Origin of the sequence: Enterococcus sp. 2G9_DIV0600 (genome assembly GCF_002140615.1) — a bacterium.
Taxonomy (GTDB): domain Bacteria; phylum Bacillota; class Bacilli; order Lactobacillales; family Enterococcaceae; genus Enterococcus_D; species Enterococcus_D innesii.
Genome location: NZ_NGLL01000001.1, coordinates 1,648,747 through 1,667,618 on the forward strand (window position 1 = coordinate 1,648,747; position 18,872 = coordinate 1,667,618).

General features: G+C 42.0%; 18 protein-coding genes. 16 read left to right on the forward strand and 2 right to left on the reverse strand.

Features of this window, described 5'->3' with window-relative positions; translation table 11 throughout:
• Positions 1-6: 6 nt before the first annotated feature.
• The 3 genes from A5870_RS07805 (at position 7) to murC (ending at position 4,103) form a co-directional block, all read left to right on the forward strand.
• Complete coding sequence (locus A5870_RS07805) at positions 7-2,193, forward strand: Tex family protein (RefSeq protein WP_086292317.1); 2,187 nt, start codon at positions 7-9, stop codon at positions 2,191-2,193.
• Positions 2,190-2,654: a SprT family protein gene (locus A5870_RS07810; protein WP_086292318.1), complete on the forward strand. Its 465-nt coding sequence runs from the start codon at positions 2,190-2,192 to the stop codon at positions 2,652-2,654. The genes A5870_RS07805 and A5870_RS07810 overlap by 4 nt, the downstream gene beginning before the upstream one ends.
• A 114-nt stretch (positions 2,655-2,768) precedes the next feature.
• Entirely contained in the window at positions 2,769-4,103 is a 1,335-nt protein-coding gene (murC, locus tag A5870_RS07815) for a UDP-N-acetylmuramate--L-alanine ligase (RefSeq protein WP_077454527.1), read from the forward strand.
• A gap of 121 nt (positions 4,104-4,224) precedes the next feature.
• On the opposite strand, the gene A5870_RS07820 is transcribed toward murC, so the two are convergent.
• Complete coding sequence (locus A5870_RS07820) at positions 4,225-5,520, reverse strand: ISL3 family transposase (RefSeq protein WP_086292156.1); 1,296 nt, start codon at positions 5,518-5,520, stop codon at positions 4,225-4,227.
• A 247-nt stretch (positions 5,521-5,767) separates the two neighbouring features.
• Here A5870_RS07820 and A5870_RS07825 point away from each other — a divergent pair, with 247 nt between their 5' ends.
• From A5870_RS07825 to coaE, 5 genes are all read left to right on the forward strand, one after another.
• Complete coding sequence (locus A5870_RS07825; RefSeq protein WP_086292319.1) at positions 5,768-6,241, forward strand: MaoC family dehydratase; 474 nt, start codon at positions 5,768-5,770, stop codon at positions 6,239-6,241.
• The gene (locus A5870_RS07830) at positions 6,234-6,926 is read left to right on the forward strand and encodes a Bax inhibitor-1/YccA family protein (protein WP_086292320.1); all 693 of its coding nucleotides are present in this window, start codon (positions 6,234-6,236) and stop codon (positions 6,924-6,926) included. Before A5870_RS07825 ends, A5870_RS07830 begins: the two co-directional genes overlap by 8 nt.
• A gap of 126 nt (positions 6,927-7,052) precedes the next feature.
• Positions 7,053-9,698 carry a DNA polymerase I gene (gene polA / locus A5870_RS07835; protein WP_086292321.1) on the forward strand — a complete coding sequence of 882 codons (2,646 nt, stop codon included), beginning with the start codon at positions 7,053-7,055 and terminating at the stop codon, positions 9,696-9,698.
• A 15-nt stretch (positions 9,699-9,713) separates the two neighbouring features.
• Complete coding sequence (gene mutM / locus A5870_RS07840; RefSeq protein ID WP_081118578.1) at positions 9,714-10,556, forward strand: DNA-formamidopyrimidine glycosylase; 843 nt, start codon at positions 9,714-9,716, stop codon at positions 10,554-10,556.
• Complete coding sequence (coaE, locus tag A5870_RS07845; RefSeq protein WP_086292322.1) at positions 10,553-11,146, forward strand: dephospho-CoA kinase; 594 nt, start codon at positions 10,553-10,555, stop codon at positions 11,144-11,146. Before mutM ends, coaE begins: the two co-directional genes overlap by 4 nt.
• Before the next feature lie 161 nt (positions 11,147-11,307).
• On the opposite strand, the gene A5870_RS07850 is transcribed toward coaE, so the two are convergent.
• Positions 11,308-12,087, reverse strand: coding sequence for an ABC transporter ATP-binding protein (locus A5870_RS07850; protein ID WP_086292323.1), 780 nt, complete (start codon positions 12,085-12,087; stop codon positions 11,308-11,310).
• Positions 12,088-12,254: 167 nt separating this feature from the next.
• On the opposite strand from A5870_RS07850, the gene A5870_RS07855 reads away from it, so the two are divergent.
• The 8 genes from A5870_RS07855 to A5870_RS07890 all read left to right on the forward strand — a co-directional run bounded on the left by A5870_RS07855 (position 12,255) and on the right by A5870_RS07890 (position 18,867).
• Positions 12,255-12,593 carry a CsbD family protein gene (locus tag A5870_RS07855; protein ID WP_170924098.1) on the forward strand — a complete coding sequence of 113 codons (339 nt, stop codon included), beginning with the start codon at positions 12,255-12,257 and terminating at the stop codon, positions 12,591-12,593.
• A 246-nt stretch (positions 12,594-12,839) separates the two neighbouring features.
• Entirely contained in the window at positions 12,840-13,481 is a 642-nt protein-coding gene (locus A5870_RS07860; RefSeq protein WP_086292325.1) for a FusB/FusC family EF-G-binding protein, read from the forward strand.
• 202 nt (positions 13,482-13,683) lie between these two features.
• On the forward strand, positions 13,684-14,154 hold the full coding sequence (gene nrdR, locus A5870_RS07865; RefSeq protein WP_005226004.1) for a transcriptional regulator NrdR: 471 nt from the start codon (positions 13,684-13,686) through the stop codon (positions 14,152-14,154).
• Between the two features lie 13 nt (positions 14,155-14,167).
• Entirely contained in the window at positions 14,168-15,544 is a 1,377-nt protein-coding gene (locus A5870_RS07870) for a replication initiation and membrane attachment family protein (RefSeq protein ID WP_086292326.1), read from the forward strand.
• On the forward strand, positions 15,544-16,473 hold the full coding sequence (gene dnaI, locus A5870_RS07875; protein WP_086292327.1) for a primosomal protein DnaI: 930 nt from the start codon (positions 15,544-15,546) through the stop codon (positions 16,471-16,473). Before A5870_RS07870 ends, dnaI begins: the two co-directional genes overlap by 1 nt.
• A gap of 26 nt (positions 16,474-16,499) precedes the next feature.
• Positions 16,500-16,961, forward strand: a complete 462-nt coding sequence (locus A5870_RS07880; protein WP_086292328.1) for a hypothetical protein — start codon at positions 16,500-16,502, stop codon at positions 16,959-16,961.
• A gap of 95 nt (positions 16,962-17,056) precedes the next feature.
• Entirely contained in the window at positions 17,057-17,752 is a 696-nt protein-coding gene (locus A5870_RS07885) for a tRNA (adenine(22)-N(1))-methyltransferase (RefSeq protein ID WP_086292329.1), read from the forward strand.
• The gene (locus A5870_RS07890; protein WP_286088809.1) at positions 17,749-18,867 is read left to right on the forward strand and encodes a Nif3-like dinuclear metal center hexameric protein; all 1,119 of its coding nucleotides are present in this window, start codon (positions 17,749-17,751) and stop codon (positions 18,865-18,867) included. The genes A5870_RS07885 and A5870_RS07890 overlap by 4 nt, the downstream gene beginning before the upstream one ends.
• Positions 18,868-18,872: the final 5 nt, after the last annotated feature.

Below are 18,872 nucleotides of genomic sequence, written 5' to 3' on the forward strand. Positions count from 1 at the left end.
GAACAAATGGCAGAAATGAATCAAGAGGTACTTGATTTAGTGAAACAAGAATTAACCGCTTTTACCCAAAAACAAATCAGTACGGTGTTGCAGTTATTGCAAGAAGGAAATACCGTCCCCTTTATTGCCCGCTACCGTAAAGAAATGACGAATGGACTTGACGAAGTTCAGATTCGAGAAATCGAAGAGCGATACCAGTACTTAGAAAATTTAGAGAAGCGCAAGCAAGAGGTTTTGCGTTTGATAGAAGAACAAGAAAAGCTAACGCCTGAACTATCTCAGGCTATTTTAGCTGCGACAAAAATGCAGGCCGTCGAGGACCTGTATCGTCCTTATAAACAAAAACGACGCACTAAAGCGACGATCGCTAAAGAAAACGGCTTGGAACCATTTGCTCAGTGGCTGTTAAGCTTTCCAAAAACAGGTGACGTACAAGAAAAAGCGGCCGAATTTATGAGTGATGCTGTTCCTACTGTAGAAGATGCCTTAGCAGGCGCGCACGAGATCATTGCAGAAGGCGTTGGTGATACTGCAGAGTTTCGTAGTTGGATCCGCAGCTATTACACAAACAAGGGGCTGTATCAAAGCACGGTCAAAAATGCTGAAAAAGATGAAAAAGGCGTTTACGAAATGTATTACGATTTCCAGCATCCTATCAATAAGATGGTATCCCACCGAATTTTAGCCACCAATCGTGGGGAACAAGAAGACATCTTGAAGGTCGCGCTTGTGGCAGATGAAGAAAAAATCATGGATTACCTACGGCGTAAACTGATTACAAATAGTGATTCACCCGCAGCCAGTTTTGTTGAAGCTGCAGCTGCTGATGCGCTGAAACGTTTTATTTCACCAGCCATCGAACGAGAGATCCGCAATGAATTAACAGAAAAAGCCGACGAACAAGCCATTGCGATTTTTGGCGAAAATCTTCGCAATCTGTTGCTGCAGCCGCCACTAAAGGGCAAAGTCGTTTTAGGTTTTGATCCAGCGTATCGTACAGGCTGTAAACTAGCAGTCATTGATGAGACAGGAAAAGTACTAGCGATCGAAGTGATCTATCCTCATAAACCAGCGCCTATGAATAAGCGAGAAGCGGCTGGACCAGCGTTTCGTCGCTTATTGCAAACCTATAAAGTCGAGATGGTCGCAATCGGTAATGGGACGGCGAGTCGGGAATCAGAGCAATTCGTCGCTGAACAATTAAAATTGATCGATCAAGAAGTATATTATGTGATCGTGAATGAGGCAGGGGCTTCTGTTTATTCGGCCAGTCCGATCGCCCGGCAAGAATTCCCTGATCTGCAAGTGGAAGAACGCAGCGCCATCAGTATTGGTCGCCGTCTACAAGATCCGCTGGCAGAATTAGTCAAAATTGATCCACAATCGGTGGGCGTCGGGCAATATCAGCATGACGTCTCACAAAAACGCTTAGCCGAACAATTGGATTTTGTCGTTGAAACAGTCGTCAACCAGGTAGGCGTTGATGTCAATACCGCAAGTGCGGCACTCTTACAGCACGTGGCTGGTCTAAATAAAACGACCGCTCAAAATATTGTGACTTATCGAGAAGAAAACGGGGTATTTACGCAGCGCAATCAACTGAAAAAAGTCCCTCGCTTAGGGCCAAAGGCCTATGAACAGGCGATCGGTTTTATGCGGATTCCTGGTGGAAAAGTCATTTTGGATAATACCGGGATCCATCCAGAAAGTTATGACACTGCTAAAGAAATTTTGGCGATCGCCGGCATTTCTTTAGCGGAACTAGGGAAAGAACAAATGGAAGAAAATAAAGCGAAGCTTGCCCAACTGCGCCCAGCAGAGCTTTCTGCAAAATTGTCAGTCGGGAAAGAAACCATCACGGATATCTTAAAGGCATTAATGCAGCCTGGACGCGATATGCGAGATGAAATGCCAGCTCCATTATTGCGTAAAGATGTGTTGAGTATGGAAGATCTAAAACCGGGAATGGAACTGAAAGGAACGGTTCGAAATGTGATCGACTTTGGTGCCTTCGTCGATATCGGTGTCAAACAAGACGGACTGGTCCATTTGTCGAAGCTAAGCCGTTCGTTTGTAAAACATCCGAAAGATGTTGTTTCCGTCGGTGATGTCGTAACCGTTTGGATCGAGCAAGTAGATGTCAAAAAAGGCCGTATCAGTTTAACAATGGTCGATCCAGGAAATGCTAAATGACCCAACAAGAATTGCAGCGTTTGGTGGAAGAGCTCTCGCTGTCTGTTTTCAATAAACCATTCACGCATCGAGCGGTGTTTAATTCTCGCTTAAAAACAACCGGTGGCCGTTACCATCTAAGTGATCATCACTTGGATTTCAATCCAGCCATGCTCACAGAACACGGGATGGAGGTTTTTATCGGCATTATCAAGCATGAATTGTGTCACTATCATTTGCATTTAGCAGGTCTTGGTCACCGTCACCAAGACCCTGCCTTCCAGGCATTGCTGGCAAGAACGGGAGGCTTGCGATATGCACCTCCTGCCAAAAGGACAGCGAAACATCGCTATCAATGCCAAAATTGCGGCTGTGTGATTCGGCGGCAGCGACGTGTGGATATCAAAAAATATGTTTGTGGAAAATGTCGCGGACGTTTGCTAGAAATAGGAAATGATGAGAAAAGTCAAGTCGAAAAATAAAACTCGTTGCTATTTTTTTCATTTTGTATGATAATGTAGGTCGTGTGACAACCTGATATTTGTCAATACACGCGTTTTTTTACGACGCGGATTTGAGAAAAGAGGATTATAATAATGGAAAATCAAAACAAAATACATCATTTTGTTGGAATCAAAGGTTCCGGTATGAGTTCATTGGCTTTGATTCTGCACGAAAAAGGCTACCAAGTACAAGGCTCTGATGTGGAAGAATATTTCTTCACTCAACGTGATCTAGAAAAAGCAGCGATCAAATTGTTGCCTTTCGATAAAGCAAACATTCAACCAGAAATGGTCATTATCCAAGGAAATGCTTTCCCTGATACCCACGAAGAAATCGTACGAGCCAAAGAACTTGGCTTAGAAGTTACTCGTTATCATGACTTTATCGGCCAATTCATTCAGCCCTATACGAGTATTGCTGTGACGGGCTCTCACGGGAAAACCAGTACGACAGGCTTGCTTTCTCATGTCTTAAGCGGCATCCGTCCCACAAGTTTCTTGATTGGCGATGGTACCGGTCATGGGGAACCCGATGCGGAATTCTTCTCGTTTGAAGCCTGTGAATACCGTCGTCATTTCTTAGCCTATTCACCGGATTATGCAATTATGACCAACATCGATTTTGATCATCCAGACTACTTCCACTCGATTGAAGATGTCTTCTCAGCCTTTCAATCGATGGCAAATCAAGTGAAAAAAGGCATTTTTGCTTTTGGGGATGATGAATACTTGCGTAAACTTGAAGCAGATGTCCCAATCTACTATTACGGCGTCAACGATAACGACGATGTGCAAGCTAAAAACATTGAACGCACCACCCAAGGTTCAGAGTTCGACGTCTTTATCCATGGTGAAAATATTGGCCATTTTGTCTTGCCAGCTTTTGGTCAACATAACATCAACAACGCACTCAGTGTGATCGCTGTTGCTTACAAAGAAGGATTGGACATGAAAGAAGTTGCTGCTGAGATGATTTCATTTCCTGGAGTGAAACGTCGCTTCAGTGAAAAAATTGTAGCGGATATGACGATCGTAGACGATTACGCCCATCATCCTGCAGAAATCAAAGCAACGATCGATGGCGCTCGCCAAAAATATCCAGAGAAAGAAATAATTGCTGTCTTCCAACCGCATACCTTTACTCGTACGATCGCTTTAATGGATGAATTTGCGGAAGCCTTGGATCTTGCAGACCATGTCTATCTATGTGACATTTTTGGATCTGCTCGCGAATCACGAGGAGATGTTAAAATTGAAGATCTAGGCAATAAAATTCAAAAAGGCGGAACTGTGATCAAAGAAGAGAACGTATCTCCGCTATTGGATCATCAAAATGCTGTCGTGATTTTCATGGGAGCAGGCGATGTGCAAAAATTTGAAACAGCCTATGAAAAACTATTAAGCAATACAACTCGTAACGTATTGTAATCAAAGACTCTTGTGGCGTGTTTGCTGCAAGAGTTTTTTGGCTCTTTGTCAATAAGGACTGATGAGTTGTGCAAAATCAAATCTGGGTCAGAATGAACCACATTCTGGCTCAGATTTTTTGTTATCTCACTTTGATTAATTGATTGATCAAAAAGATTCTAATTCTCATGTTCTCGAATGATTTAAATCCGTAGGATACTCGTTTCATTGTCTTTATGTGGGTATTCTTCGCTTCTATTTTTCCATTGGAATAAGGATAGATCATTGCGTTGGTGATGCCTTCTTCATGGGTAAGAAGGTTTTGAAGCTTTTCCCGAAAGCTGTCATCTAACGTTTCAGGAAGTTCTGTCAATAAGGAGAAAAATAAGTCAGGGTCTTTGTCTCGAAAGGCTTCAACTAATTCATGAAAAAAGGGATACGCCTCCTTCAGGGGCGTAGAAAACTCAAGCAATCGATCAATCATCATTGCTTCAGTAAGAAATGGGTATTTTGGTGCTCGGAAACTTTTCCATGTTTTGTATTCATAATGGTTGATGTTTGCACGATTTTTTAGCAAAAAGCGCCAATTCTTTTTCAGTTTTTCTGCCTGGCTTTTCTGTCCTGCTTTACGAAGTTCATTCATTTCACGGATACGCAACTCATTGAACGCTTGATTCATGTGTTTGACAATATGAAACCGATCAATCACTATTTTCGCTTTTGGCAGAACACGTTTGGTGAGCTGGAAGTAGGCGGCGTTCATGTCTGTCACCAAAAATTCTACTTCTTCTGGATTGGTACACCCTAAGAAATAGCTTGTTAATCGAGGTAATTTACGCGTAGGCAAAACATCGATTAATTTTCCTGTTTCACCATCTGCGCAAATAAAGCTCATTTTATCTTCTATGGAAGCATGCGAACGAAATTCATCAACCATCAATACTCTTGGGAGAATCTTCTTAGATTGTTTTGGTAAATAGCTTTTAAACTCTTTTAATGTACGAATAACGGTGGTCAAAGATACCTGACAGCTTTTCGCAATAAAAGATAAAGATACTTTTTCAGTCAGTAAAGAAGCAATTTTATATCTCACATGATTTGCGATTGAATGTCTGGGTTGGACAAAATAACTTTGAGCAGTCCAATGGGTGCGACAGTTTTTACAGGTATAGCGCTGCTTTTTTAGGCGCATAACCAAAGGCATATGATTGTATTGCTCAAAACGGACAATCGTTTCCTTCTTCCCATTTTTCACTATAATTGATTTCCCGTTTCCATCTACCACAGTAGAACCACAACTTCTACAAGCACGAGGATTAGGCGAGAGAACAGCATCGACGACCAATGTCTTTTTCTTCTGAAGGGTCTCGTAAGAGACCTCTGTAATCATCAAATCTTTCTCTGTTATTCTCAGCATTTTTTTGATAGAATCATTCATATAGCATATCGTCCTCTCAGTTGTTTATTTTGTGGTGATTTAATCATACTAGAGAACGATATGTTTTTTAATACCTAAAATGAAAATGGGGCTGAAGAATCAATTCTGATTCATCAGTCCCATAAATTATAGAGCCAGTTTTTTTACCTTTGAAGTTTTTGCAAAAGCAGCACCGCGAACTTGCACTTTTGTCGGCATCTGATAGAATATACTCAGATGAAACTATTCTTTTTGGAGGAATTAAATTTTGAATATAGGGAAACCGCGAAAAATAGGAAAAAGTATTGAAGATATCGAGGAAGGCGATTCGTTATCCTTAACAGAATCGATCGAAGACAATCAACTGTTGTTATATTTAGGGCTTACTAATGATGCAAATCCTTTGTATATACAACATGACTACACGCAAAAAACTGAGTATCAGCGTCCCATCGTGCCATCCATCATGTTGATGGGGATCATCACTAGTGCCGTATCGAAACATTTGCCTGGTCCTGGCTCTCATGTAGTCAATTTTTCGGTAAACTTTATTGAACCTGTATATCATTATGAAACGTTGACCTTTGAATTCGAAGTGATCAAAGTGGATAAAATGAAAGACGTGGTAACTATTTCGGTTGAAGCGATCAACACAGAAGATCATCGTATTTTAGATGCTGTGGTCATGGTCCAGCCGCCAAAAACAGTAGCAGAAAATGAGGAGGAAGAACAAGATGAATAATTTAAACAATGAAACTGTCCAAGCCCAAGGCTTAAATCGCTTTTATTCAAAAGTGTATTTATTCTTCGGCGTTGGGCTTGCGATCAGTGCGATCTCGGCCTATATTTTTGGGGAAGTCTTCAAAGCGCAAACCCTGCAATTTATCGACAATTTTCCGCTAGGATTTACCGGTCTTTGGATCTTACAGATCATTCTAGTTATTGTATTAGGTGTGAAGGCGCAGAAAAATCCGTCCTTGACCGTTGCTGGCTTTTTAGTCTATTCGCTCTTGAATGGATTGACCTTGTCTGTGACACTGATGATCTATGACTTTGGATCGATCGTGGGGGCATTTGTTTCCGCAGCTGTCACTTTTGGTGTCATGTCAGCATTTGGGATCATGACCAAACGTGATCTAAGTGTGGTTGGACGTATCGGCTATGGTCTGTTGATGGGGATCATCATCTCGACGCTCTTGAATGTATTTATTTTACGCAGTCAACCGGTTGATTTCTTTTTATCGATCGTGACCGTCTTTGTCTTTATGGGAATCACCGCTTATGACAATCAACAAATCCGCAATGTATACTTCGCAACGAATGGTGGCGCAAATACTGGAGTGGCCGTTTTCATGGCACTACAACTGTATTTAGATTTTATCAACTTATTCCTTGCGTTATTGCGAATATTTGGAAAAAACAACTAAAAAAAAGTGCGAGGAAACTCGCCTTTTTTTTTGTATAAAATGAGAGAGAAAACAAAGCAATTCATCGCTTTTGTGCCCGTTCTTTGATAGAATAAAGAGGAACTTTTTGAGAAAAGGAGTAATCAAATGCCAAAAAATAAATTACTACTCGTTGATGGAAATAGTGTGGCTTTCCGTGCGTTTTTTGCGTTGCATAATTCATTAGAACGGTTTAAAAATGCCAATGGGCTGCACACAAATGCCATCTATGCGTTTCATACTATGTTTGAAAATGTGATGGCAAAAGAACAGCCAACACATGTTTTAGTGGCTTTTGATGCTGGAAAAACCACCTTCAGGACAGCGATGTATGAAGATTATAAAGGTGGACGTTCAAAAACCCCTGGGGAATTTAAAGAACAAATGCCTTACATTCGCGAATTGATCAACGCGTTAGGTGTTCAATACTACGAATTAGATAACTATGAAGCCGATGATATCATTGGCACATTGGCAAATAAAGTCGATAAAGAGCTATTTGATGTCGTCGTTTTATCTGGCGATCGCGATTTGACTCAGCTGGCAACGGAGCACGTGAAAGTTGACATTACGGTCAAAGGAGTTAGCGAAATTGAAAGTTATACGCCCGCTCATGTGGCTGAAAAATATGACGGCCTAACGCCCTTACAAATCATCGACATGAAAGGACTAGCTGGCGATGCTTCCGATAATATTCCCGGCGTCACCAAAATTGGTGAGAAGACAGCCATCAAGCTATTGAAAGAATATGGCTCTGTTGAGGGGATCTATGAACACATCGATGAAATGAAAAAAAGCAAGATGAAAGAAAACTTGATCAATGATCGTGAGATCGCCTTTCTTTCAAAACAATTAGCAACCATCGATGTGGATGCGCCCATTGAGGTCGATGTCGACAAACTCAAATATGAAGGCAAAGATTTAGAGAAATTGGTGCCATTCTACCAAGAAATGAACTTTAATAGCTTCTTAGATAAGCTGCAGATTACAGCTGAACCAGTTGAGATGGAAGACATTTTGTTTTCGGTCGTTGAAGAAGTAACGGAGGATATGTTCCAGGGAGACACAGCATTGTATGTCGAGATGATGGGGGATAACTATCATTTGGAAGACATCGTCGGTGTTGCTTGGGGCAATCAAGAAAAAATTTATGTCAGCAATCGTGAAGAATTGTTTGAAAGTCCAGTCTTTACCGATTGGTTAAAAGACGAGAAACGTAAAAAATTCGTCTATGATGCCAAACGCACGTACGTGGCGTTAAACCGGTACACGACAGCACCAAAAGGAATCGCTTTTGATGTTTTATTGGCAGCTTATCTTTTAGACACGAATGATACGAATAATGACATCGCAGGTGTTGCCGCTCACTATGGCTATGATGCGATCCAATCGGATGAAGCGATTTATGGAAAAGGCGCGAAAAAAGGGCTGCCGGCGGATGAGGAAGACTTCTTTGCTCATTTAGCCCGTAAAGTAGCGGCGATTACAAACTTAACCCCAAAACTTACAGAAGAATTGGCAGCGAAGAATCAAACAGCGCTATTTGAAGAAATGGAATTGCCTTTATCAATGATTTTAGCTGAGATGGAGATCACTGGAATCAAAGTTGATGCGTCTCGCTTGCATCAGATGAAGGGCGAATTTGCGCAACGGTTGCATGAAATTGAAGAAAAAATCTATGCCGAAGCTGGTGAAACCTTCAACTTAAACTCACCGAAACAATTGGGTGTGATTTTATTTGAAAAAATGGGCTTACCAGTTATCAAAAAAACCAAAACTGGCTATTCGACCGCAGTCGATGTGTTAGAACAACTAAAAGAGCAAGCACCAATCGTTGAAGACATTTTGACTTATCGTCAAATCGCTAAGATCCAATCAACCTATGTAGAAGGCTTATTAAAAGTGATCCAAGGAGATGGCAAAGTCCATACGCGATATGTGCAAACCTTGACCCAAACTGGTCGTTTAAGTTCTGTCGATCCAAACTTACAAAACATTCCGATTCGTTTAGAAGAAGGTCGAAAGATCCGCGAAGCATTTGTGCCACGCGAAGCTGATTGGGTGATCTATTCTTCTGACTACTCTCAAATCGAATTACGGGTGTTGGCACATATTTCAGATGATACCCATTTGAAAGAAGCCTTTATCGAAGGTCAAGATATCCACTCAAGCACAGCGATGCGAGTCTTTGGTATCGAAAAAGCAGAAGATGTGACACCAAATATGCGTCGTCAAGCCAAAGCAGTCAACTTCGGTATCGTTTATGGTATTTCTGATTATGGCTTATCCCAGAATCTAGGAATCACCAGAAAAGCCGCCCAACAATACATCGATACGTATTTTGAAAAGTATCCTGGGGTGAAAACGTATATGGAGGATGTCGTTCGTGAGGCGAAGGACAAAGGGTACGTTGAAACCTTGTATCATCGCCGTCGTTACCTACCTGATATCAATTCGCGCAATTTCAATATTCGAACTTTTGCCGAAAGAACTGCCATCAATACACCGATTCAAGGCAGTGCGGCGGATATCTTAAAAATTGCCATGATCGATCTGGCGAAACGTTTGAAAGAAGAAAAATTAGCAGCAACGATGCTGCTGCAAGTACACGATGAATTAGTCTTTGAAGTACCTGAATCTGAATTGCCTCGTCTTGACGCTTTAGTGAAAGAAGTGATGGAGCAAGCCGTTGCATTGCATGTACCTTTACTGACAGACAGCAATTGGGGCAAAACATGGTACGATGCTAAATAAATGAGGTGAACAGAGGTGCCGGAATTACCAGAAGTTGAAACGGTCCGTAAAGGACTTGAAAAACTTGTTTTGAATAAAAGGATCGAATCGGTCGAGATCCTGTGGCCGCGAATCATCGAAAGTCCTGAAGTGCCGATCTTTTCGGCGCTTTTGAAAGGGCAACGCTTTGAAAAATTCGAACGACGCGGAAAGTTTCTGATTTTTAAATTGACAGATTATGATTTGATCTCACATTTGCGAATGGAAGGCAAGTATGAATATTTTGAGTCAGAACCAATTGTTGATAAACATACACATGTCATTTTCCATTTTACAGATGGCAGTCAGTTAAATTATCATGATGTAAGAAAATTTGGTCGTATGACCTTAGTGGATAAAGACCAAAGCGCAGCCTATAAAGGGATCATGCAATTAGGTCCTGAGCCTAAGCCTGAGTTGTTTTTATTAGAAGCATTTGAACAAGGATTGAAGCGGTCTAAAAAAGCCATCAAACCGTTATTGCTTGACCAAAAGCTCGTTACTGGTTTGGGCAATATTTATGTAGATGAGGCGCTGTGGCAAGCGAAAATCCATCCAGAGCAACCAGCGGATTCATTAATGCCAACTGAAGTAGATGTGCTGCATGAAGCAATTATCGATGTCTTAGAACGAGCTGTTGAAGCAGGCGGAACCACCATTCGTACCTATCTCAATGCACTAGGAGAAGCCGGGAAATTCCAAATGTCATTAAATGTCTATGGCCAGACGGGCAATCCTTGTGGCAGATGCGGTACACCAATCGTCAAGATCAAAGTTGCCCAACGGGGGACACATTTTTGTCCTCAGTGCCAAAAATTGCATGTGAGGTCCAGCAAATGAGTTTTGTCTTAGGAGTCACGGGGGGGATTGCCACCGGAAAAAGTACCGCAGTCGCGCATTTTCGATCACTGGGTTTACCGATTATTGATGCCGATATCATCGCAAGAGAAGTCGTTGAACCGAATACGGAGGGCTTGCAGGCGGTGACGCAAGCCTTTGGTCCGCAGATTTTGACCGATGATGGACACCTAGATCGGCAAACCCTTGGTGCTTTGATTTTTAACGATCCAGAGAAACGCCGGATACTGAATCAGACGTTATCTCCTTTTATTCGACAAGAGATTTTGTCTCAGATCGAAGAAAAAAAGCAGGAAGTGCCATTGTTGATCGTTGACATTCCTTTGCTTTATGAAGCCGACTATGACCAATACATGGATCAAACCGCAGTCATTTATGTGCCAGAAGCCATTCAAAAAGAGCGGTTGATGGCACGCAATCAGTTGACTGAGCAAGAAGCGCAACAACGAATCGACAGTCAGCTGTCAATTGAGAAAAAGAAACAACGGGCCGATATTGTCTTTGACAATCAAGGAACGATCGCCCAACTCAATCAGCAGATCGATGATTGGTTTGCATCTATAAACAAATAGGTAAAGCAGCAGGTTCCCTTTCACCAAAGGAAACCTGCTGTCTTTTTTTGTACAACAGCAAATCTTCGTAATCCTACAAAGAACTATCGTTTCTGAAAAAAGTTGACTTGTGGCAAACATCATTGTGTGTCTAATGTTTACCATGCATTGATGCGTACCTCTTACTTGGGTGTCACAATGATTCGGTCACCTGTGAAGGGGTGAAGAAGGATCGGCTGATCATAAAAAGTAGTGAGAATCTCCTCAGTAAAAATGGCCTCTCGTTTACCTGCAGCATGGACCTTGCCGTTTTTTAGCATCAGCAAATGAGTGAAAATCGGTAGCAACTCTTCTGTATGATGGGTAACGTAAAGAATGGTGGGTGTATTTGTCAGCTTTGAAAAAGCCTCCAATCGTGCTAACAGTTCTTCTCGCGCAAATAAATCAAGACCCGTACAAGGTTCGTCCAAAATCAGGATCTCTGGTTGTGCCATCATGGCACGTGCAATCATGACAAATTGTTTTTCTCCTTGAGAAAGGACGTGATAGGAACGATGGATCAGATGAGTCAGACCCAAGTCAGCCAAAAGCGCTTTTGCTTGGTCTAATTGGTTTTCATCATAAGTTTCATAAAGACCAATACTGGAATAAAGCCCAGATAGAACGATCTCTTCAGTAAGATCTCGTCCATAAAATTTATTTTGTAAAGCGGAACTAACCCAACCGATGCGCCGTTGAAGATCCGGGACAGATGTTTTGCCATATCGTTCACCTAGGACTGTTCGTTGACCAGAAGAAGGCCATAAGGTTCCTGTTATCAGTTGCAATAGTAAGCTTTTGCCTGCGCCATTCAGGCCTAAAATCGCCCAATGTTCATTTTTTTTCACTTGCCAATTGATAGTTTCTAATAAAAATTGCTGGTTGCGAATGAATGAAACCTGTTGAAAATCAAGGACTGTCATCGATAATTGAACCTAATTAGGTTCTTCACCTCCATTTATAAGAATATTCAGAAAATAATACCTGCTATTATAACACATCCTTCCAAATTTCGCTGGTCGGTTGGTATCGCATTCATATCTTTTGTCAGAATTCAGAATGCTTGTTATGATGAAACTATACAGGAGGGATGAAAACTATGGGTACTTTTAAAGACGAAAAAGATGTGATCGTTGGCAAGGCTAAAGAAAAAATCGGTGAATGGACCAATAATGAAGAACTTGCCCATTCTGGGAAAGAACAAGCACACGAAGGACAGATCAAGAAAGAGCACGATCAAAAAAGAGTCAACGAATTAGAAGATCAAAATGACGAGCGCAATGCCCGCAATGATCGAACTACCCCAGAAAATGTCAGCAGTGAAGAATTGTTGCGAGCTGAAAATCCTGATGCCAATAAAATTTCTTCTGCCGATCGTCGAGATGCAGACCAGCTGAAACATTATACTGGAATTGAAGATAAATTATAACTGAACACGGATGCCTTCGTCTTCTAGACGAGGCATTTTTTTGTTAACCAGAGTGGATGAAGAGTCAAGAGACTACTGCTCAGTTGACAATTGCTCAACATCTCATTATAATCCATTAAGATCGCATAGCGAGAAGCAAAGAAATTTGGAGGTGGTCATCAAATGCTTATTTATGCATTGTGTACGACTGTCAAGAAAGTAGAACAGCCGCGAGAATAAATGAGAAAATAGAAAGAAGGCTTTTCAATGATTGAACCTTACCAATTTCACGCGATTAAACACCAAGTGTACCAATTAGTCCGAACCTATCAATCGGTCAATGACCCTCGAACGATCAAAACGGTCGAATCGATGACCAAAGATGCAATTGAACAATTTTTTCCTGAAGAAGAAACCGCACCCCGAGCCATTTTAACTGCTTTCTTCCAACCAGGAATGACGATCAGCCGGAGTAACGAGCTGTTAGCTGAACTTAAAGAATACGTTCGCCCCTTTCAGGTGCCGACAACGAAGCAAATTGAAAAAATGTTTCGGAAAGTAAAAAAACTGAAAGTACCTGATTTTGCTTCCGTTGATTTAAAAGAGACCACTTATCTTGCTTGGGATGATATCGGTAGTCAAAGTAAGTTTATGATCATAGCCACTGAACAAGGGTTTACAGGGCTTCACGGTCATGTGTCAACCGAGGTCAAAAAAGGAATTTGTCCCTTGTGCCAGCAGGAAGGAAATGTGTCAATGTTTCTTTCTTTGACCAAGAGCAACGGCGATGGGACGTATACGAAACGCGGAAATTATATTTGCCGTGATAGTCAACAGTGTAATCAGCAGTTGGAGCAGCCGGAGAATTTGCATGAGTTTGTTTCTTTGCTGCAAATGAAAGATAAATAACGAAATGAAACGGCAGAAAGATTTCTGTCGTTTTTTACATTGAAAAAAACAACAGTTATAACATTATTTAAATTTTGTATTAAATGAACAGAATAAACCACTTTGGCTATTGTACCAATGGATTTCATGTTATAATTAATCATAGAAATCGATGACTTTACGTGAAAACGTAAGCGCATAAGAGAGAAAATGAGGTGGAACTATGCAATGTCCAAAATGTCATCATAACAATTCGAGGGTAGTTGATAGTCGACAAGCCGATGATGGACGTGTGATTCGCCGTCGTCGTGAATGCGAAAATTGCGGCTATCGCTTTACAACATTTGAACGTATTGAAGAGGCACCGCTTCTTGTAATCAAGAAAAATGGTGCCCGTGAAGAATTTAACCGAGAAAAAATTTTACGGGGCTTGATTCGTTCTGCTGAAAAACGACCAGTGACAATGGATCAGATGGAAACGATCGTCGATCATGTGGAAAGCCGTGTTCGTGCTCTTGGAGAAAACGAAATTTCAACTACGCAAATTGGTGAATATGTGATGGAAGATTTAGTTGATTTAGATGAGATCGCGTATATTCGTTTCGCCAGTGTGTATCGGCAATTTAAAGACATGTCAGTTTTCTTAAAAGAACTGCAAGACATTGTCGAGAAAGCGAAAGAACCACAAGAATAGAGGGGGACAGCAAGTGGGCAATAGTTTACCGAATCAAACGTACAAAGTGTTTAAAAGCCGTCCACTTACAACGGAAGGAAAAGACGCCCTCATTTATTTGTATCAACCAATTATTGAAAGTGATGCTTTAGCATTGTATTTGACACTCGCAAGTGATGTCCAAGCCCAAACCTTTTATGGTGAGGAGGCGATAACGACGGTGCATTTAGATATCTTGAATGCCATGAATGCCGGAATGCCTCGCTTCATAAAAGCCAAGCAAAACTTAGAGGGCATTGGCTTGCTAAAGTCGTATGAGAAAGCAGATGCTCAAAACGGAAGCTCGTATCTGTATTGGTTGCAAGAACCGGTTCATCCAGCAGCGTTTTTTCAAGATGAATTGTATGCTTATCTTTTGTTGGAAAGAGTCGGGGAGCGTAAATTTAATCAACTGGTCAAGCTGTATCAACCAAAACAATGTTCTTTAACCGATTATCAGGAAGTGACTCAATCCTTCTCAGCCGCTTATGGGTTAAATACCGCTCGTTTTGCTTCCCAGGAAGAAACGCTACAGGCAGTCAGTGATTCTTTTCAGGAAACCAATGCGAACTTGGTGCTTGACGAAAAGCAATTGGATTGGGACTTTCTTTTATATGAAGCGCAGCGCCGGTATATCCGTGCCGCTAATTTCACGCCAAGTTTTCGACAAAAGTTAGTTCTATACCATTCTTTATACGGCTATGATGTGTTGGAATTGTTGGATTTGATGGCGGACAATGTTTCTTTGACAACAGGCGAGATCGATCAGAAGAAGCTGGAGCAAGCGATCATGAAAAAATCGCGGCAGACCTTCACGAAAACAACAAAAAGGGAAGATCCTCAAGCAGAAAGCCAATTACGCCGCTTCAATACACTAAAGCAGAATGGTTTTTCAGAAAATGATGTATTATTGATTCAAGAAAGTGAAAACAATGCGCCAATCGCCTTTTTAAAAGCGATCAAAGCGGAGAAAAACAGTTTTATGACAGATTCAGAACAATGGTTGATCAAAAGCCTTGTCGAACGATCACCATTACCGAATAGTGTGATCAATGTTTTGGTTCATTACGTTTTGGTAGTCCAAAACAACGCCGCTTTGTCAGGAAATTATGTAAATAATATTGCCGCTCAGTGGTCAGAATTAAAAATCGGTACGGCAGAAGATGCGATCAAACATGTCCGGAGTCTTGTTCGAAGTGCCAAGGAAAAGCGCAGCCGACCACAAACCAACGGAAAAAAAATCATTCGCGAAGAAAAGCTGCCTTCTTGGGCTGAAAAACCAGTGGAAGAGACAGCATTAACACCAGAGCGACAAGCAGAATTAGATAAAAAACTGCAAAACTACTTGCATAAGAAAGCTGGTGACAAGTAATGGAAGATGTAGGGAAAAACTTAGGAAAACTATTGGATAAACGCAATTACCGTGATCAGTTTTCAGCAATGATGGCAGAGGTTTTACAAGATCCTGATGTTAAAGCGTTTATTGCCGAAAATGAAGAGGTATTGACCGAAGCAGATATTAAAAAAAGCTATGCGAAACTGTATGAGTTCGTCCAAGAAAAGCGGAAATTCCGCATCAATGATCCATCCATGATCGCACCGGGCTATGAGCCGCGCTTAGCGTTAAATTTTCATTTTATTGACGTCACCTATGTACCAACGAAAGAACTACTGGCATATCAGAAGCAAGAAGAGATCCGCAGTCGCATCAAAGCGATGGATATGCCTAAAGATATACAAGAAGCAAGTTTTGCAGATTATCAGCAAACGCCTGGCCGAATGGAGGCCATCGCAGCTGCCGTTGATTTTATTAGTGAGTTGACAGCCAATCCACAGGAGTTTCATAAAGGACTGTACTTTGTGGGGAGTTTTGGGATCGGAAAAACCTATCTGCTTGGCGCGATCGCCAGAGATTTAGCGGAGGCAGGCTATACGACGACATTGGTTCACTTCCCGACATTTGCAGTAGAGATGAAACAAGCAATCGGCAAAGATCAGGTGGGGGATAAGCTGAATGCAGTAAAAAAAGCCCCAATCTTAATGATGGACGATATCGGTGCGGATGCGATGAGTAGTTGGATTCGTGACGAAGTCTTCGGTGTGATTCTACAATACCGAATGCAAGAGCAACTCCCGACGTTCTTCACCTCGAATTTTACCATGCATGAGTTGGAACAGCATCTTTCGGTAACGCAACGCGGCGAATCCGAACCATTGAAAGCCAAACGTATTATGGAGCGTATTCGTTACTTGACACAAGAGATCCAAATGACGGGCAAAAATCGACGAAATGATGCCTAAAAAATGACCATTACTGGAGGAAGAAGATGATGAAAAAACAACTGATTCTAGGCTTGTCCTTAGCAACAGTGCTGCTGTTAACGGCTTGTGGCAGTCCCGAAAACAACAATGCATCAAGTGGCGATAACACGCCTTCTGAATCAAGTGAGAATGCTAGTTCCGTTGCCAATAGTTCTTCAGAGAGCGAAACAGCGACGGTTTTTACTGGTATTATCCAAGAAGATGCCCAAGCAGGTTCGGATGATACCTTTCAATTATTTTTGAAAGACGTAGCGGCTGTTGAAGATGAGGATCAAGTCGTCCAAAGTTTTCAAAATGATGGGGTCATTCTCCATGTCCCAGTCGAGGCCTATTCAGGAGAGATCGAGGAGTTAGTTGAAGGAGACAAGGTCCAAGTGTCGCTGCAAGGCGTCCCGATCATGACGATGTCGATCCCACCGCAAATTCCCGGCAACTCGATTCAAAAGGTTGAATTAGTGAAGGATTAATGCAATGTGCGCCTTGGCAATGGCACCACAGTCAAGACGCACATTTTTTTCTATTTTTGGAAAGCGTGTTATACTACGAAAGAAGGAGTGACAATATGAACGAACATGCATTATCGGATCGTTTGGCTTGCGTGGGCGAACAAATTCCTGACCAAGCACGTATCGCCGACATCGGCTCCGACCATGCTTATTTACCTGTGGCATTAATGCTGCAGAACAAAATCACTTATGCTGTAGCTGGAGAAGTCGTTCAAGGACCTTATGATTCTGCCAGTAAACAAGTACGTAAAAACGGGCTCACAGAGAAGATCGTGGTGCGCTTAGCAGACGGATTGGACGCTGTTCAGCCAGCAGATGAGATCGACACGGTTGTTGTTGCTGGAATGGGCGGCACACTGATACGTTCGATTTTAGAAGAAGGAAGCCGGAAAAATCGCTTAGCGGGGGTCAAACGTTTGGTCTTACAACCGAATGTTGGCGAAAGGACCTTGCGAGAATGGCTTGTTGATCACAATTTTACGATCATTCATGAAGTGCTGTTAGAAGAAAATGATAAAAATTATGAAATCATCGTTGCGGAAACTGGAAAAGCGACGTACACGACCCAGCAATTATTTTTTGGTCCTTTTTTATTAAAAGAAAAAAATCCAGTTTTCCTAAAAAAATGGCAGCATGAATTGAAGCAGCGTCAACGAGTGGTCAAAGAGTTAGAGAAAGCCAAAGAACCACCTGCTGAGAAAATGAATGAATTGAAGGAACAAATCGAATGGATCAAGGAGGTGTTGGCATGATTTCTGGTCAAGAATTTATCAAACGCTTTGAAGCATACTGCCCGTTATGGTTGGCAGAAGAAGGCGATCCTGTTGGTCTACATGTTGGCACATTAAACAAACCGCTCGAGCGAGTCATGATGACTCTTGATGTACATCCAGAAGTGGTGGCAGAAGCCATCGAGAAAAAGATCGACTTGATCATTGCCAAACACCCACCGATCTTTCGGCCTTTGAACCGCTTGCTGACAGATGATCCGCAACAAAAGATGTTGATGGATCTCGTCAAGCATGATATCGCCGTTTACGCTGCCCACACCAATATGGATATTATTGAAGATGGTTTGAACGATTGGTTTTGTGAACTATTAGAAGTTGAACCCGACACGTATTTGAAGCAAACCCATCAAGTAAAAATGAAGAAACTAGCTGTTTTTACCCCTGTTGAATCGGCACCAGCGTTACGAAAGGCATTAGGTAAAGCTGGCGCCGGTCAGCAAGGCAATTACCAAAATACCAGCTATTCCTTGATTGGCACCGGTCGCTTTACGCCGCAACAAGCTGCTCATCCAGCGATTGGTGAGATTGGAAAAGAAGAACAGGTGCAAGAAGCGAAAATCGAAGTCATTTTTCCAGAAACGATCGAGAAAAAGGTGCTTTCGGCAATGATCGCCGCGCATCCATATGAAGAGCCGGCTTATGATCTGTATGCCTTAGACAATTTGCCAAAAACCTATGGGATCGGGCGGGTTGGTAACCTTGCTGAACCTCTTTCCCTTGATCAGTTTGTTGCACGTGTCAAAGAACGCTTTGGTTTGTCTGCTTTACGCCTCGTCAGCTTTCCTGATGCACCTGAAAAAATTCAGCGAATCGCCATTTGCGGCGGCAGTGGCCAATCCTTTTATTCGGATGCCTTACGCCATCAAGCGGATGTGTACATCACTGGCGATATCAGTTACCATTTCGCCCATGACATGCAAGCCAATGGGTTGATTGGGATCGATCCAGGGCATAACATCGAAAAGGAATGTATTCCTCGGTTTATTGAGAAATTCAACCAGTGGAAAGCAGAAGAGAACTGGGCTGTGACCTTTGTTCCTTCCACCACTTCAACAAATCCATTTGACTATAGATAGGAGAA

Excerpts from the sequence above, each read along its gene's own strand:
- A5870_RS07805 (WP_086292317.1), top strand. The coding sequence starts at position 7 with ATGGCAGAAATGAATCAAGAGGTACTTGATTTAGTGAAACAAGAATTA.
- A5870_RS07810 (WP_086292318.1), top strand. The coding sequence starts at position 2,190 with ATGACCCAACAAGAATTGCAGCGTTTGGTGGAAGAGCTCTCGCTGTCT.
- murC (WP_077454527.1), top strand. The coding sequence starts at position 2,769 with ATGGAAAATCAAAACAAAATACATCATTTTGTTGGAATCAAAGGTTCC.
- A5870_RS07820 (WP_086292156.1), bottom strand. The coding sequence starts at position 5,520 with ATGAATGATTCTATCAAAAAAATGCTGAGAATAACAGAGAAAGATTTG.
- A5870_RS07830 (WP_086292320.1), top strand. The coding sequence starts at position 6,234 with ATGAATAATTTAAACAATGAAACTGTCCAAGCCCAAGGCTTAAATCGC.
- polA (WP_086292321.1), top strand. The coding sequence starts at position 7,053 with ATGCCAAAAAATAAATTACTACTCGTTGATGGAAATAGTGTGGCTTTC.
- coaE (WP_086292322.1), top strand. The coding sequence starts at position 10,553 with ATGAGTTTTGTCTTAGGAGTCACGGGGGGGATTGCCACCGGAAAAAGT.
- A5870_RS07850 (WP_086292323.1), bottom strand. The coding sequence starts at position 12,087 with ATGACAGTCCTTGATTTTCAACAGGTTTCATTCATTCGCAACCAGCAA.
- A5870_RS07855 (WP_170924098.1), top strand. The coding sequence starts at position 12,255 with ATGAAAACTATGGGTACTTTTAAAGACGAAAAAGATGTGATCGTTGGC.
- A5870_RS07860 (WP_086292325.1), top strand. The coding sequence starts at position 12,840 with ATGATTGAACCTTACCAATTTCACGCGATTAAACACCAAGTGTACCAA.
- nrdR (WP_005226004.1), top strand. The coding sequence starts at position 13,684 with ATGCAATGTCCAAAATGTCATCATAACAATTCGAGGGTAGTTGATAGT.
- dnaI (WP_086292327.1), top strand. The coding sequence starts at position 15,544 with ATGGAAGATGTAGGGAAAAACTTAGGAAAACTATTGGATAAACGCAAT.
- A5870_RS07880 (WP_086292328.1), top strand. The coding sequence starts at position 16,500 with ATGATGAAAAAACAACTGATTCTAGGCTTGTCCTTAGCAACAGTGCTG.
- A5870_RS07885 (WP_086292329.1), top strand. The coding sequence starts at position 17,057 with ATGAACGAACATGCATTATCGGATCGTTTGGCTTGCGTGGGCGAACAA.
- A5870_RS07890 (WP_286088809.1), top strand. The coding sequence starts at position 17,749 with ATGATTTCTGGTCAAGAATTTATCAAACGCTTTGAAGCATACTGCCCG.